Here is a 13,901-nt window from a genome sequence, read left to right on the forward strand (position 1 = left end):
CCCGCCTCGAAAGGACAAATCAGAAAAACACCGTAAAACAGCAGCTCCTGGGGCTGTTCGCTGGTAGCGAACGGGGGGTGGGCGTCGTTAAGCGAAATGCGTAAATTGGATGGAAACGAAAAGGAGCTACCCAATGCCTATCAGTCTGTCCGGCCGCAATTTTCTGAAGCTGCTCGATTTCACGCCCGATGAAATCCGGTATCTCATCGACCTGTCGCGGCAGTTCAAGAACCTCAAGCTCGCCGGCACGCCGCACCGCTACCTCGAGGGCAAAAATATCGTGCTTCTCTTCGAGAAAACGTCGACGCGCACACGCTGCTCGTTCGAAGTCGCTGGTCACGACCTCGGCATGGGCGTCACGTACCTCGAACCCGGGTCGTCGCAGATGGGCAAGAAGGAATCCATCGCCGACACCGCGCGCGTTTTGGGCCGCATGTTCGACGGCATCGAATACCGCGGTTTCGGTCAAGAGATCGTCGAGGAGCTCGCCGAAAACGCCGGCGTCCCCGTCTGGAACGGCCTGACCACGGAATTCCACCCCACCCAAATGATCGCCGACATGCTCACCATCGAGGAGAATTTCCCGCAAGGTCTGCGCGGCCTCAAGCTCGTCTACATGGGCGACGCGCGCAACAACGTCGCCAATTCCCTCATGGTCGTCTGCGCCAAACTCGGCATCCATTTCGTCGCGTGCGGCCCGAAGGAGCAAATGCCAGAGCAAGAGCTTATCGACGCCTGCTCTGCCCTCCCCACCTCCGCCCCCATCACCCTCACCGATAACGTCGACGAAGCTGTCACCGGCGCCCACGTCGTCTACACCGACATCTGGGTCTCCATGGGCGAACCCGACGACATCTGGGAAGAACGCATCCGGCTTCTCGAGCCCTACCGCGTCACCTCCGCCGTCATGGCCAAAGCCTCCCCCGACGCCATCTTCATGCACTGCCTGCCGTCCTACCACGACACCAACACCGAAATCGGCGCTGATATCGCCCAAAAATTTGGCATCACCGAAATGGAAGTCACCAACGACGTCTTCGAATCCCCCCAGTCAAAGGTCTTCAACGAAGCCGAAAACCGCATGCACACCATCAAGGCCATCATGTACGCGACGCTCTCGTAGCCGTTTGCCCACGTCGGCTCGGCTGCGGGGCGCCCAATTCTGCACCGCGCACCCGACAGCAATCGCTCCAGCTCGCCCCGGCTGAATCCGCCAAGTTTCAGCTCGGCGCAGCCGCGGTGAGGTATCTAGACTTTCTAGGCATGACGAACTCGCGCCCGCCCAAGGCTCGCCAGGTCCCCCGGCTATGGGATTACCCGGCACTCATCGTGCCCCTGCTGGAGATCGTCGCGCTTGTTTATCTCATCGCGGCCGTAGTTGAGGACACCTCGGGCACCGGGACTGACGCAGGATTCGACTCCTATTTTGTCTTCGTGCCGTTGGTGGTGGCCCTGTTGTTCGTCTTCATGCTGTCATTTCCGCTGCTTTTTCTGCGCGTGACGAACTTCGTGGGAGACGTGGCGTTCATCGTCGCCGGAATCGTCCTGCCGATCGTGATCGAATTGCGTGCCGGCGGGTCTTCCTCCCTCCTTGCCCTCTTCTCCACCGTTTTCGCGGTGGTGGGTCTTTCGCTCCTGCTGCGCCGAATCATCGGGTATGCCCTGTGGAAGAAAGGGAAACTCCCCCGCAAGCTCCGCCTCACCCAGGACGCGGACAACTTCCCGGCCGAGACTCCAGCCCGAATCACGAATCAGAGCTCAAACCAAGCCCCGCCGGCCCCAAGGCCTCCGAGTTGAACCAACAGTGATCCTCGGGTCGGCCTTCGGGCGCACTTGTACGGCCGCGACCTCATGCGCTAGTTTTTCGGGCGCGCCGAACTGGCCGTGGACATGCCTGACTCACGCGATGAGCGTGATCAGACTGTGTCTGCGGCCTTTTCGCTATTTCCCGAACAACAGGTGCATCGCACCGTATTGGTGTGTCCGGTTTGGTACTGGTGTTCCGCGCGGTGAAACCCATATCGGTGTCCCATCACGCACCTGTATTCGACCCCTGCTGTGTCTGCCGGGGTCATCATCGTTGGTCCGGTTGTGATACCTGCACAACACCGACAAGTTGCTCATATTCGTCTGTCCACCGCGGGACCAGGGTTCAATGTGGTGGACTTCGCAGTTATCAGCAGCATGCCGACAATCCGGCACAGGACACGTCGTCAGTGTTGCCCGGGCAAGGTCGCGTTGTTTCTTATTAGCGAACCGTTTCGTGCTGTACAGGTTCACCGGACCTGCCTGCGGGTGGAACAGTGCGACTTCCAAGTCGGACCCGTGGAACCGAGTGAGGTACTCCGCACCAGTCATCGTCGTGCCATCAGACAACCCCAGGATGGTGTCATCACCTTCGCCGCCGAGGATCGAGATGCAATCCGCCAGCGGGATCTGCACCAGCGGGCGTGGAACAGCATCAGCAACAGCACCATCCTTGTGCAGCAGGTCGTGGAATGCCTCATACATCTGCGGACCCTCAGGACGATTAGCGTCGAGTTTTCGGCGCAGCGCGTACTCAAGAGCGGCGATATCACTCGCATCACCAGTAGCACTAAAAGTGCGCTTACCTTTCCGCTCCTTACCGAACCGGACCGATGATTCAGGGGCAGGTGTGTCCACCTCAGGAACGATGTCTTTGGCGCGGCGCTTCAACGTCTCATAGTTCCCACGCACCGACAACAACGCCAGGCGGATCTTCCACTTCTCCTTCTCCGAGCCCAACGGACGGACTTGCTGTTCGATGAACAAGATCTGGTCCAACGACTTCCCCGTCTCACGGGCGATGCGCACTGCCTGGGTTTGCTTGCGGGTGGAGCGGGTGGTGCCGAAGTAGGTCTCGTGGGCTTTTTCCCACTCGATATACGTGGTGGGTTTGACGCCAGCAGCCTGAGCAGCCTGGCGGTCGAAACCGGCCAGGATGTCCATCGGACTGCCGAGTGTTGTTAGAAACGCGTCAAAATCGTTCACAGCACAAACGTTAAACGCCCCGCAACCCGCAATCCACCAAACAATGTCTACTTCAGTAGACATCGCCTAAACAAGCAGGTCACAAGGGGGTGCTAACGGGCGAAAAGGTCGCGGACAACTGGGTCCGCGAGTTCAAGGGCACCGGCGCGAGCGGCATCGGCGGTGGTGGCGGCGAGGGCTCGGGAGGCGATTTCGCGGCAGGTGGCGAGGTCGTGAAGCGCGAGGGCAACGCGGACGGCGGGAACCTTCGACGGAGCCATGGACAACGACGACACGCCGAGGCCTACGAGGACAAGGGCGAGCAGCGGGTCGCCGCCGGCTTCACCGCACACGCCGATATCGCTGCCGGTCGCGCCGCCGCCGCGGCACGTCTCGCGGATCATGGAGAGAACGGCGGGCTGCCACGGGGACAGTAGCGAGGCGAGGTCGCCCTGCAGTCGGTCGGCGGCCATTGTGTACTGGGAGAGGTCGTTGGTGCCGATGGAGGCGAAGTCGGCAAGCGCGAGCAAATCAGCGGAGCGGATTGCCGCGGCGGGGGTTTCCACCATTATTCCGGCTCTCTGCAAGCCAACAGAACGGCACCTATCGACGAACCACTCGACCTCCTCCCTCGTCCCCACCATCGGAGCCATGACCCACAGGTCGGACGACGGAACAGCTTTCTGTGCAGCGGCGAGGGCAACGAGCTGGTTGTCCATGAGGTCTTCCCGGACCTGGGTCAGGCGAACGCCGCGCTTGCCGAGGGCCGGGTTTTTCTCAGGGCCGAGGTCGGCGAAGGCAAGCGGCTTGTCGGCACCCGCGTCAAGGGTGCGGACGACAACGCGACGGTCACCGAATGCTTCCAGGACAGCGGTGTATGTCGCTGTCTGCTCCTCGACGGTGGGTGCTTCCTCGCGTCCCAGGAAGAGAAACTCAGTGCGGAACAGCCCGGAACCTTCCAGATCCAAGTCGGCGGCGGAGACGGCATCAGCGGCGGTGCCGATATTGGCCAGCAGCTTCACCGGATGACCGTCCTTGGTGGTACCCGGACCGGCAGAACCGGCGAGGGCTTGTGCGCGGCGACGGAAGCGCTTTTCAAGTTCCGCGATGTCTTCAGGGGTCGGCGCGAGGATGACGAGGGAGAGGGAGGAATCGAGGGCGAGGGGGGTGGCGTCGATAAGCGACTCGGTGATTCCTTCGACCTTGACGACGGCTGGAATGTCGAGCTGCGCTGCGAGAATCGCCGTGTGCGACGTCGCGCCGCCCGCTTCCGTGACGATGCCCAGGACTTTGCTGCGGTCGAGCGTCGCCGTTTCCGCAGGCGCGAGATCGTGCGCGACGATGATGCTGGGCTCCGTGAGATCGGGAATGCCGGGCTCCGGCAGTCCGCGGAGACGCGCCGTCGTGCGATCGCGAATGTCGTAGAGGTCGGTCACACGCTCGGCCATGTAGCCGCCGATCTTGCGCAGCTTCTTCGCGTAGACCTCCACGGCGGCGTGCACAGCAGCCGTGACGCCTTTGCCGTTCTTCAGCTCCTTGTCGATGCTCTTGATCAGGCCGCGGTCCTTCGCCAATGCGGCGGTGGCTTCGAGGATCTCCTTGGCGTCGCCCTCTGCATGCGCCGCACTCTCCGACAACCCGGCAGCGACCTGGTCGAGCGCTTCGCGCACACGCTGCCCGTCGACCTCCGCGTCCGCCGATGCCGGCTCATCCAGGTCGATTCCCACCGCCGACGCGACCACCACCGCAGGCCCTGACGCTATCCCCGACGAGACACCGATGCCGTGGAAAACCACCCTGTCAGTCATTCGCGAACCTTTCCGTGGACGTAGCTAGCCATCGAGCCTACGCCCAAACAAAAAGACCTGGGCACCGCTCAGCTAGGAGCGCCCAGGTCCTCAAACGTGGTGACTGCAGCTACTGCAGCGGCACGCCGTTCGCGTCACGGTCGTAGCCGCCGCCACCGGTGAGCACCATGATCATCTCCACCAGCGCCCACAAGCCGACCGCCATCATCACAAAAAGGCCGATGATGAAGAACGACGTGATGAAACCAAAGAACATCAGTATCAGCTTCGTGACACCCAGGTTGTTCTGTCCCAAGTAGAAGTTACCGGCACCGAAACCGCCCAGGAAGAAGAACAACAAAGCCGCAACGGCCTTACTCTTCGGCGGGTTCATCATCGGCGGGTACTGATTGTACGGCTGCGGCTGTGCGTACTGAGCCGGCACCGCTGCCGGCTGCTGCGGCTGCTGGACAGGCTGCTGACCCGGCTGTGCAAACGCCGCGTAGTAGTTGCTGGAACCTGCACCGGAATTATTCACGGGCATGCCGTCCCCGTCGTACTGCTGGCCGTAGGAGTTGCCCTGCCAGGAAGTGCTCATCGAAGTGGGTCCTTTCGACTATTCGAATAACAAGTCAGACTGTATCGTGCAGCCAGGAAAAATGCGAGGTCGCGGGAATGTTTTTTGCGCGGCTACGCTTCGGGGCGCACCATCGGGAAGAGAACGGTCTCGCGGATGCCGAGGCCGGTCAGGGCCATGAGCAGGCGGTCGATGCCCATGCCTGTGCCGGCTGTGGGCGGCATGCCCTGTTCCATGGCGGCGAGGAAGTCTTCGTCGAGGACCATGGCTTCGTCGTCGCCGTCCGCGGCGAGGCGGGCTTGGTCTTCGAAGCGTTCGCGCTGGATGACCGGGTCGACGAGCTCGGAGTAGCCGGTGGCCAACTCGAAGCCGCGGACGTAGAGGTCCCACTTCTCGGTCACGCGCGGCTTTTCACGGTGGTCGCGGGTGAGCGGGGAGGTCTCAACGGGGAAGTTGATCACGAAGGTCGGTTCGTAGAGCTGGTCGGAGCAGAGCTCTTCCCAGATCTCCTCGACGAGTTTGCCGTGGCCCCAGCCGGCGTTTTCAGGCACCTTGAGGCCGATTTCGGCGGCGATGGCCTTGAGTTCGTCGACGGTGGAGTCGATGGTCACCTCGGGCTGGCCGGGGAATTTGCGCGCCAGCGCTTCATTGAGGGACGGGTACATCTCCATGACTTTCCATTCGCCGCCGAGGTCGTAGGAGGTGCCGTCGGCAAGCGTGACGGTGGTGGACCCGAAGACTTCCTGGGCGCAGAACTGGACGGCGCCCTTGATGGTTTCGGCGCCCTCTTTGTAGGTGCCCCATGCCTGGTAGGTCTCCATCATGGTGAATTCCGGGCTGTGGGAGGAATCGACGCCTTCGTTGCGGAAGTTGCGGTTGATCTCGAAGACGCGCTCGAGGCCGCCGACGACGCAGCGCTTGAGATAGAGCTCGGGCGCGATGCGCAGGAACAGGTCGATGTCGAGGGCGTTGGAGTGCGTCTCGAACGGGCGCGCGGCGGCACCGCCGTGGAGGGTCTGCAGCATCGGGGTTTCCACCTCGACGAAGTCCAGGCCCGTGAGGTACTTGCGCAGCGCGGCAATCACCTTGATGCGGGTCAGCGCGTTCCTACGGGCGTCCTCGCGCATAATGAGGTCGGTGTAGCGGTAGCGCACACGCTGCTCTTCGTTCATGTCGGCGAACGCGACGGGCAGCGGCCGCAGCGCCTTGGAGGCCATGTGCCAGGACTTCGCCATGACGGACAGCTCGCCGCGCTTAGACGCGATGACGCGGCCGCGCACGGAGACGATATCGCCCAAGTCGGTGTCGGACTTCCAGTCAGCGAGAGCTTCTTCGCCGACTTCAGCCAGGGAGAGCATGACCTGGAGTTGGGTGCCGTCGCCTTCTTGAAGCGTCGCAAAGCACAGCTTGCCTGTGTTGCGCTGGAACATGATGCGGCCTGCGACCGCGACCTCGTCCTGCGTCTCCTGGCCAGCTTCCAGGGTGGTCACCCCGTCAGCGCCAGATTCAACGACAGAGTATTTCTCGCGCAATTCGCTTAACGACGTCGTCCGGTCCACCTCCACCGGGTACGCGTCCTTGCCCTGCTCGAGGAGTTTTTCGCGCTTTGCGCGGCGGATCTGTTGCTGCTCTGAAAGGTCCTGGGTAGTCACGATGCTCTACCGTAGTCGCTTCTGCTCACCAATAGTCAGGAAGGGTCCACACAGGCGGGTCGTCGAGGTGTCCGTGCGGGGTGATCGTGCCGTCGCTGTCGATGGTGTAGCTCAGCGCGTCGCCGGATGCGCACCGCAAGGTGTCGTCGTCCGGGTAGGAGCAGTGGTTCTCGTTGACGCGAATCGATTGGCCGGGGCGCAGGTCGCCCTGGCTGGGTCCGATGCCTTCGAACACGGTGTAGTGCATGCCGTCAGTACCCGCGTAGATCGCGTCGGCTTTGCGCGGGGGCAGGGGGACGGCGGTGACGGTGGGGGCGTCGTTAGGCGTGGTGCCTTGGCATGTCGCGCCGTGCGGGCTGATGGCGCACGTGCCTGTGTGCGCGCCGAGGTGGTAGGTGAAGATACTCATGCCCGCGCGTTCGTAATCCTCCGGGTCCACGGGGCGGTCCACGGCGCGTGTCGTGGTCACCGTCGCCGTTTCGCTTTCCGGGCTTTCGCTTATTTGCGACACCGTCTCCAGCACCGGCCCCTGCGCCTCCTCCAGGTTCTGCGAGCACCCGGCAAGCGTCAGCGCCGCTGCCGCCGCCGCGGTAAGTGCGGTGCGCCGGCTTCTAGCCACGCGTCTTCTCGCAGAGGTTCAAGTACATGCGCTTGCTCTCCGCCTCGCCGCCATTGACGACGAGCAAGTACTGCGCATCCTCCTTTTCCGGTGCGATGCGGTACGCCGTCGGAGTCACTCCCTCCATCTTGTAGGAGCGCGCCGAGCACACGTTGTTGCCGATGACCTCCGCGTCTCCCTCCGGCAGCTGCGCGTCGCGGTTCGCCTCCGTGCCGTAGTCGATGATGCTCACTCCGAGACTCTTATCCGAGCAACGAATACGCGCGTCCTCGCCGCTATTCGGCGTCATCGACTTGCACTTCATGCCCAGCCAGCCCTTTTGGCCGCTCTTTTCGGAGATGATCTGCGGGAAGGTATCCGCCATCTTTTCTTCCGTGGCGTTCCAGTCCTCGCCGCTGTTGCTCCACAGCCACCAGCCGCCCGCTGCGATCGCGAGGAGCACCAGCACGATCGCCCCGACGAGCCACGGCGATGCGCCCTTCTTCTCGGCCTTCGTCGCTACCTCGGACTGCGTGTCCTGCGCTGGCTGCGCGGGTTCTGCGGGCTGCACCGGCTGCTGCACGGGCTGTTGCGTCGGCTGCTGCGCGGGCTGGACCTGACCCTGCTGGACTTGCTGGGGCTGTTGGGCCTGCCCCGGGTAGCCGTACTGCGGCTGGCTCTGGCTTTGAAAACCGTACTGCCCCGGGAACGATCCCGTGTTCGGACCCTGGTAAAGGGGGATGTTGGTCGTCGTCGGGAAGGAGCTCCAGTTCGGGGCCGCGCCCGGAGTGGACTGGGACTGCTCAGTCTGACCGGGACGCACCGCCTCAGCCTCCGGGTCCGTGTCCGGGAAATACTGCTTCGGCTTGTTGCGTTTCGAAGCGGCCGCGGCCTTGGAAGCGGAACCGGCAATAGAAGTGGAGCCTGCTGCAGCCGAGCCGAACTGCGAGGAAGGCTTCGGCGAAGAGTCTGAGGAAGAGGCCGATGACGGGGCGGCGGCCATCTCCCGGAGGGCGGGGACGTCGATGGTGGGGGCGGTGGGGTCGTCGAGACGCGTGTCGTAGGTTTTCCGGCGGCCGGTGTCACCGAGGATGAGGCGGGCGAGTTGGAGTTCGTCGCGGGTGGCGTCGTTAAGCGATTGCGAATTGAGGCGCTCGTCGATGATTTTGCCCAGCGTTTCCGCGTCCTTGCCGCGGTCGAGTCCGAGCGAGTCGTAGAAATTGTGGTGTGCCAAAGCGGGGGTCCTTAAGCATGGCCGGGAAATGACGGAATATCTGCTGTATTAAACATATCGCGCGGTTTATTTTAAGGCTCAAGCTGCTCGCCGATGTGCTTGAAACCGACCCCGACGGGCACCCCGACGTTGTCGATGAGTCGCACGTCGCCGAAGCGTGCGGCAGCGAGGAGGCGTGCATCGCCGACGGCGGGCGCGTTACCGAACGACAGGGAGCGCAGCGCGAGGTAGTCGGGGGTGATGCCGGCGGCTTCAAGGACGCCGCGGGCAGTTTCGAGAACAGCGTCGGGGCCGCGCTCGGCGGCGTGCGCGCCGGCGGTGAGCGCGGCGGACAGGGCGAGGGCGTCGTCCTGGAATTGCTCGGGCACGTCGGCGTTGCGCAGCGACATGGCCACGCCGCCCGCCGCGCGCACGGTCGGCAGGCTATGCAGCAGCACCTCCATGCGCAGGCCACTGACTGCTTGCTGGAGGGCGACGAGCTCTTCGAAGTCCTTCTCCCCCACCACGACATCAGTGGCGTGGGTGGCGTTGATCGCGGCGATCGTGCGCGTGACAGCCCGCGCGATAATCGCCGGGTCTTCGAGGTGGTCAAGCTGCGGAACGACGCGGACGTCGGTGGGCAGGTCGCCGTGGAAGACGACATCGACGCCCTCGCGGGCGAAGTCATCGGGGACCTCGTCGCCGCTGTAGGTCACCATGACGACGCCACCGAGCAGCGATTTCGCGGCGCGGATCAGCGCGATGTGGCCTGCGTGCAGGCCTGTGCCGAGCGGCACGAGCACCACGCGCTTGCCGGTCTTGCGGAACGCGCGGCCGTATGTCGCCAGCTGCGCGGGGTCGTCGACCACGACAGCTTTACCAGGTTCAAAACTCATATCTTCAAGGGTACGGCCGACCGGTTCGCGCTCGACGACGCCCCTCCAACCCCTCGTACAGCTCCCGCGCCGCCGGATCCGCGATGGCGGCGCGGATCGTCTCCAGCGTCGCGGCATCTTCGGGGTACGCGTAGGGGCGGTCTGCTCCGTGAATGAAATCATCGGCCTTCACCGCAAGGCCGGGAATCACGCCGCGCAGCAGGTTATAGGCGTCGAGGCGCACTTCGTACTCGAGCGCGCGCAGGCGCTGCACAGCCATGAGCGTGGGCCGCTGCTCGTCGGCGACCGGGACAGGCGAGCCGCCGATCTCACTGATGAGCAGGTTCACGGTTGCGTCGCCAAGTTCGTCGGCGGCGGCGGTGACCCAGAAATCGTCGAAAATGTGGTGCGCAGCCATCACCACCGCGCCACGGACCTCCAGCGGGTCGAGCACCTGCACACCGTCACGCAGCGAGGTGTGCAGCACCATCTGCCCGTGGCGGACGTGGGGTTCGAGGGAGGAAATGAGGGAGGGGGTGGCGTCGATAAGCAAAAGATCGTTGTTCGCCGCCTCCGAAACGGGCGTGTCGACGGTGACCGTATGCCCGACGCGCGCGAGTTCGCTCGCGAGTTTTCCGCTTTCCGACGCCCACACCCGCAGCCGCGGTCCCCCCACTAGCGTCCCTTCTTGCTGCGTGCGAGCAGCTCAGCGACCGTCAGCGCACCGTCGCGGTTCTCATCCGCGCGGCGGCGGCCGCGGGATTCGGCCTCCAACTCCGCCTCGCGACGGCGGGCCTCTTCCTCCCGGCGCTCTTGCTCCCAGCGCTCTTGCTCCCGGCGCTCCTGCTCCCGGCGCTCCTGCTCCGCAATGCGGGCTTCCTCTGCGCGACGAGCTTCTTCCTCGCGGCGCTCACGCTCCGCGCGTTCGCGTGCTTCACGTTCGCGGCGCTGCTGCGCTTCCTGCTCCTGGCGCTGCTGGAGCTCGCGCTCGGCACGCTCGCGGTCGAGCTCTTCCTGGCGCTCGCGGATGAGATCCGTCAGCGGGTTGCGTCCCTCCGGCGCGCGGTGCGAGCCGACGCGACCTGCGACTGCGTCCGACGACGGGCCGCGGTGGACGTGCGGCGCCGGTTCCTGCTGCGGCTGCGGTGTCGGCTGCTGCTGGCCGGGCTGCTTGGTCAGCGCGTTGATCGCTTGCTTCTCATCAGCGTCGCGCACCGGCGTGATGCGGGAGGTGACTTCGTTCTCGTTGGGCGCGCCCCAACGCGTGGACTCGCCGTGCTGCGGCTGCTCGGGCCACTGCTTCGGCCACTCGGGTGCCGGGGCCGGCTGCGGCTGAGCTTGCTGCGGCTGCGGCTGCTGCTGGCGGGTCGGCTCCGGGGCAGGCTGTGCAGGCTGTGCAGGCTGCGCCGGCTGCTGGGGTCGCTGCTGCGGCTGTGGCTGCGGTGCCTGCTGCTCATGCTGCAGCTGGTGAGCGGGCTGGGCCGGTTGCGGCTGCGGTGCCTGCGGCTCAGGCTGCGGGGCGACGCGGCTGGCGCGGGCCTCGATCTCCTTGACGCGGCGGGCCTCGGCTTGGAGGGCGGCGGGCTCGTAGCCGAATTCGCGGCCGGAGAGGTCTTCGAGCTGGGCGCGGAGGGTGGCGAGTTCGGCGCGGATCTCGCGGAGGACCTCGGTGTCGACGGCGGGCGGGAGGCCTTCGCCGGCGCGGGCGGCTTCGAGGGCGTTGCGGTCGGCGACGTTGCGTGCGCGGAGGGCATCGAGTTCGGCGCGGTATTCGCGTTCGCGGGCGTCGAGTTCGGCGCGGGCGCGGTCACGGTCGTTGCGGGTGCGGGTGACGAGGAGGAAGCCGCAGATGGCGGCCCACAGGGCGGCCAGGAGGGCGATTTGTAGCCACACGGCGGAATCGCTGAACAGCATGATCACTGTGGCGATGAGTGCCAGAGCGATCAGGACGATCATCCACACATTGCCGCCGTCGCGCGACCGGTTTTCCGCAGTCATGTCCAATACTCTAACCCGCTGGTTCGCCTTCGGCGGGTGGCGACACTTCGCAGGAGCGTTCAAGAATCACACCAGCAACGGCCAAGGCGACGGTAGCGAGGGCGCCGGAGATCACGCCGGGAAGGTCGGCTTGCGCGGCGCTGAGGGTGCTCAGGCGGGGAAGCACCCAGACTGCGAGGCCGAGGAAGATTCCACCGAGAATGGCACCGGACCAGGCGCTAGCTTTGCCGATGACCATGAAATTAGCCATCATCATGGGGTTGATTTGGGAGCGGTCGAGACCAATGCGGCCTTCCTCGCGGCGGCGGCGCACCATCACGATCAAAAAGACGCACAGCGCGGCAACACCCCAGACGGGCAGAGACCACAGTGGGGAGATGGTTTGCCACGCGCCGTAGAACCGCCGGGCCAAAATCAGGGTGGCGGCGGCGAAGAAGCCGGCGGCACCGACTAGGGCGGTCACGTTGGTGCGGGTCATGCGGGGGTCACCTCGTCGTCAAGCGTCAAAGCAAGCTTATCGACGCCCCGTCCACCCAACCGTGCCTTCCCATCCACCTCGAGCCACGGGACGAGGACGAAGGCGCGTCCGTGGGCGCGTGGGTGCGGGACGGTCAGATCGGGGGTGTCGAGGGTGAGTTCGGCACCGGTGCCGTCGTAAAGCGCGATGATGTCGACGTCGAGGGTGCGCGGACCCCAGCGAATGTCGCGGACGCGGTGGGCGTTGTGTTCGAGGCGTTGGCAGCGCGTGAGGAGCTCGTGCGGGGATTGTGCGACGTCGACGATGAGGATCTGGTTGTAGAAGTCAGGCTGTTCCACCCCGCCCCACGGCGCGGTGCGGTAGATGCGGGACGCGGCGACGAGCTCGTCAGCGAAATCGGTTTCGACGGAGGCGAGATGCGCGCGGGAGTCCTCCATATTCGATCCGGTCGACAGCACAGCACGCATGCGGGGGCCTACTTTCCGTCCGCGGCGCGCAGGCCGGGGGATTTGCGGGAGCGGCGGGCGGTGACGGCGACGTCGTCAAGCACGAGCCCCACTGGCGCATGCGGCTTGTGCACGGTGACCTCGACGGCGTGGAGCTGCGCAAATGTGGTCATTGCTTCTTCGGCGATCTGCGTGGCCACGGTTTCCACGAGCGCGCGGCGCGTGCCTGTGACCGTGTCCGCGGCGAGCTGCGCCAACTCCGCGTAGTTGACCGTTTTCGTGAGGTCGTCATCGCGCGCAGCATCGGCGAAGTCGAGCCAAGCGGTGATATCCACGATGAACGGCTGGCCGTACTCCGCCTCGTGCGGAAGGACGCCGTGGTCCGCGTGGACGCGGATGCCGGTGAGCTGAATGCGATCGGCCATCTACGCGCCTCCATAATCGGCGCCGCGATGCCATGCCGCGGCAACATCGACGGCATCGCGGGAGACGTCGACCTCGTGGACGCGCACGCCCCACGCGCCGAGGTGCGCGCTGACCGCGGTGACAGCGGCCGTAGCGGGGTCCGCGAGCGACGGGTTCGCCTCCAGTCCGCGGTTCGCGCGGATCTCAGTGAGGAAGCGCTTGCGAGACGCGCCGACGAGAACAGGCAGGTCGCCAGAGATGAATTCCGGCAAAGCGTGCAGCAGCGCCCAGTTGTCGGCGGCGGTCTTCGCGAACCCGAGGCCCGGGTCCAGCACGATCTGCGAGTGCTCCACTCCCGCGGCGACGGCGTTGTCGGTCAGGCGTTTTAAGGTGTCGCGGACATCGGCGACGACATCGCCGCCGTGGTCTGCGGAGCCAGCGGCATCGCCGAATTCAACGGTCCGCCAGTGCATGAGGCATACCGGCAGTCCGGTCTCCGCCATGACGGCGTACATGTCCGGGTCGGCGAGTCCGCCGGAGACGTCGTTGATCATGTCCACGCCGGCCTCGGCTGCGGCGCGTGCGGTCGCCGCGCGCATCGTGTCCACCGACGTGCGGATTCCTTCCGCGTGCAGCGCTTCGATGACGGGGCGGACGCGCTCGACCTCTAAGGCTGGGTCGACACGCGTTGCGCCTGGTCGCGTGGATTCCGCGCCGACGTCGATCATGTCCGCGCCCTGGGCCACGAGTTCCTTTGCGTGCGCGATGGCGTCATCGCGGTCGAGCCACTTTCCACCGTCGGAAAAGCTGTCTTCGGTGACGTTGAGGATGCCCATGACCATCGTGCGGCCGGGCGCAGTCAAATCAGAAACGGTGACCAT

Annotated in this window: 15 protein-coding genes; 2 read left to right on the top strand and 13 right to left on the bottom strand. The window is 64.9% G+C overall.

Going from position 1 to position 13,901, the window contains the following annotated elements; translation table 11 throughout:
* The first annotated feature begins 133 nt into the window (after positions 1-133).
* Both argF and ACUY2Y_RS08185 read left to right on the top strand, forming a co-directional pair.
* Positions 134-1,123: an ornithine carbamoyltransferase gene (gene argF, locus ACUY2Y_RS08180; protein ID WP_448325609.1), complete on the top strand. Its 990-nt coding sequence runs from the start codon at positions 134-136 to the stop codon at positions 1,121-1,123.
* A 140-nt stretch (positions 1,124-1,263) separates the two neighbouring features.
* A complete protein-coding gene (locus ACUY2Y_RS08185) occupies positions 1,264-1,797 on the top strand; it encodes a hypothetical protein (RefSeq protein WP_448325611.1) in 534 nt (177 codons plus the stop codon).
* Between the two features lie 144 nt (positions 1,798-1,941).
* Here the strand turns inward: ACUY2Y_RS08185 and ACUY2Y_RS08190 are convergent, their stop codons facing one another.
* The 13 genes from ACUY2Y_RS08190 to folP form a co-directional block, all read right to left on the bottom strand.
* Entirely contained in the window at positions 1,942-3,012 is a 1,071-nt protein-coding gene (locus tag ACUY2Y_RS08190; RefSeq protein WP_448325613.1) for an HNH endonuclease signature motif containing protein, read from the bottom strand.
* Positions 3,013-3,104: 92 nt separating this feature from the next.
* Positions 3,105-4,799, bottom strand: coding sequence for a phosphoenolpyruvate--protein phosphotransferase (ptsP, locus tag ACUY2Y_RS08195; protein WP_448325615.1), 1,695 nt, complete (start codon positions 4,797-4,799; stop codon positions 3,105-3,107).
* Between the two features lie 109 nt (positions 4,800-4,908).
* Positions 4,909-5,376 (bottom strand): NINE protein, encoded by a 468-nt coding sequence (locus tag ACUY2Y_RS08200; RefSeq protein ID WP_448325617.1) that lies wholly within the window; start codon positions 5,374-5,376, stop codon positions 4,909-4,911.
* Between the two features lie 92 nt (positions 5,377-5,468).
* Entirely contained in the window at positions 5,469-7,007 is a 1,539-nt protein-coding gene (gene lysS / locus ACUY2Y_RS08205) for a lysine--tRNA ligase (RefSeq protein WP_448325618.1), read from the bottom strand.
* A 25-nt stretch (positions 7,008-7,032) separates the two neighbouring features.
* The gene (locus ACUY2Y_RS08210) at positions 7,033-7,626 is read right to left on the bottom strand and encodes a hypothetical protein (protein WP_448325619.1); all 594 of its coding nucleotides are present in this window, start codon (positions 7,624-7,626) and stop codon (positions 7,033-7,035) included.
* Complete coding sequence (locus ACUY2Y_RS08215) at positions 7,619-8,839, bottom strand: hypothetical protein (protein WP_448325620.1); 1,221 nt, start codon at positions 8,837-8,839, stop codon at positions 7,619-7,621. Before ACUY2Y_RS08215 ends, ACUY2Y_RS08210 begins: the two co-directional genes overlap by 8 nt.
* A gap of 71 nt (positions 8,840-8,910) precedes the next feature.
* The gene (locus ACUY2Y_RS08220) at positions 8,911-9,714 is read right to left on the bottom strand and encodes a pantoate--beta-alanine ligase (RefSeq protein ID WP_448325621.1); all 804 of its coding nucleotides are present in this window, start codon (positions 9,712-9,714) and stop codon (positions 8,911-8,913) included.
* 4 nt (positions 9,715-9,718) lie between these two features.
* Complete coding sequence (locus ACUY2Y_RS08225; protein ID WP_448325622.1) at positions 9,719-10,369, bottom strand: hypothetical protein; 651 nt, start codon at positions 10,367-10,369, stop codon at positions 9,719-9,721.
* On the bottom strand, positions 10,369-11,691 hold the full coding sequence (locus tag ACUY2Y_RS08230) for a DUF6779 domain-containing protein (protein WP_448325624.1): 1,323 nt from the start codon (positions 11,689-11,691) through the stop codon (positions 10,369-10,371). Before ACUY2Y_RS08230 ends, ACUY2Y_RS08225 begins: the two co-directional genes overlap by 1 nt.
* A gap of 10 nt (positions 11,692-11,701) precedes the next feature.
* The gene (locus tag ACUY2Y_RS08235) at positions 11,702-12,169 is read right to left on the bottom strand and encodes a DUF3180 domain-containing protein (protein WP_448325626.1); all 468 of its coding nucleotides are present in this window, start codon (positions 12,167-12,169) and stop codon (positions 11,702-11,704) included.
* Positions 12,166-12,636, bottom strand: a complete 471-nt coding sequence (gene folK / locus ACUY2Y_RS08240) for a 2-amino-4-hydroxy-6-hydroxymethyldihydropteridine diphosphokinase (protein ID WP_448325627.1) — start codon at positions 12,634-12,636, stop codon at positions 12,166-12,168. The genes ACUY2Y_RS08235 and folK overlap by 4 nt, the downstream gene beginning before the upstream one ends.
* A gap of 8 nt (positions 12,637-12,644) precedes the next feature.
* Positions 12,645-13,040, bottom strand: coding sequence for a dihydroneopterin aldolase (folB, locus tag ACUY2Y_RS08245; RefSeq protein ID WP_448325629.1), 396 nt, complete (start codon positions 13,038-13,040; stop codon positions 12,645-12,647).
* A complete protein-coding gene (gene folP / locus ACUY2Y_RS08250) occupies positions 13,041-13,901 on the bottom strand; it encodes a dihydropteroate synthase (RefSeq protein WP_448325630.1) in 861 nt (286 codons plus the stop codon).

The sequence above is a fragment of the Corynebacterium sp. 20-84 genome, assembly GCF_053479455.1.

Excerpts from the sequence above, each read along its gene's own strand:
- argF (WP_448325609.1), top strand. The coding sequence starts at position 134 with ATGCCTATCAGTCTGTCCGGCCGCAATTTTCTGAAGCTGCTCGATTTC.
- ACUY2Y_RS08185 (WP_448325611.1), top strand. The coding sequence starts at position 1,264 with ATGACGAACTCGCGCCCGCCCAAGGCTCGCCAGGTCCCCCGGCTATGG.
- ptsP (WP_448325615.1), bottom strand. The coding sequence starts at position 4,799 with ATGACTGACAGGGTGGTTTTCCACGGCATCGGTGTCTCGTCGGGGATA.
- ACUY2Y_RS08200 (WP_448325617.1), bottom strand. The coding sequence starts at position 5,376 with ATGAGCACTTCCTGGCAGGGCAACTCCTACGGCCAGCAGTACGACGGG.
- ACUY2Y_RS08220 (WP_448325621.1), bottom strand. The coding sequence starts at position 9,714 with ATGAGTTTTGAACCTGGTAAAGCTGTCGTGGTCGACGACCCCGCGCAG.
- ACUY2Y_RS08230 (WP_448325624.1), bottom strand. The coding sequence starts at position 11,691 with ATGACTGCGGAAAACCGGTCGCGCGACGGCGGCAATGTGTGGATGATC.
- ACUY2Y_RS08235 (WP_448325626.1), bottom strand. The coding sequence starts at position 12,169 with ATGACCCGCACCAACGTGACCGCCCTAGTCGGTGCCGCCGGCTTCTTC.
- folK (WP_448325627.1), bottom strand. The coding sequence starts at position 12,636 with ATGCGTGCTGTGCTGTCGACCGGATCGAATATGGAGGACTCCCGCGCG.
- folB (WP_448325629.1), bottom strand. The coding sequence starts at position 13,040 with ATGGCCGATCGCATTCAGCTCACCGGCATCCGCGTCCACGCGGACCAC.
- folP (WP_448325630.1), bottom strand. The coding sequence starts at position 13,901 with ATGGTCACCGTTTCTGATTTGACTGCGCCCGGCCGCACGATGGTCATG.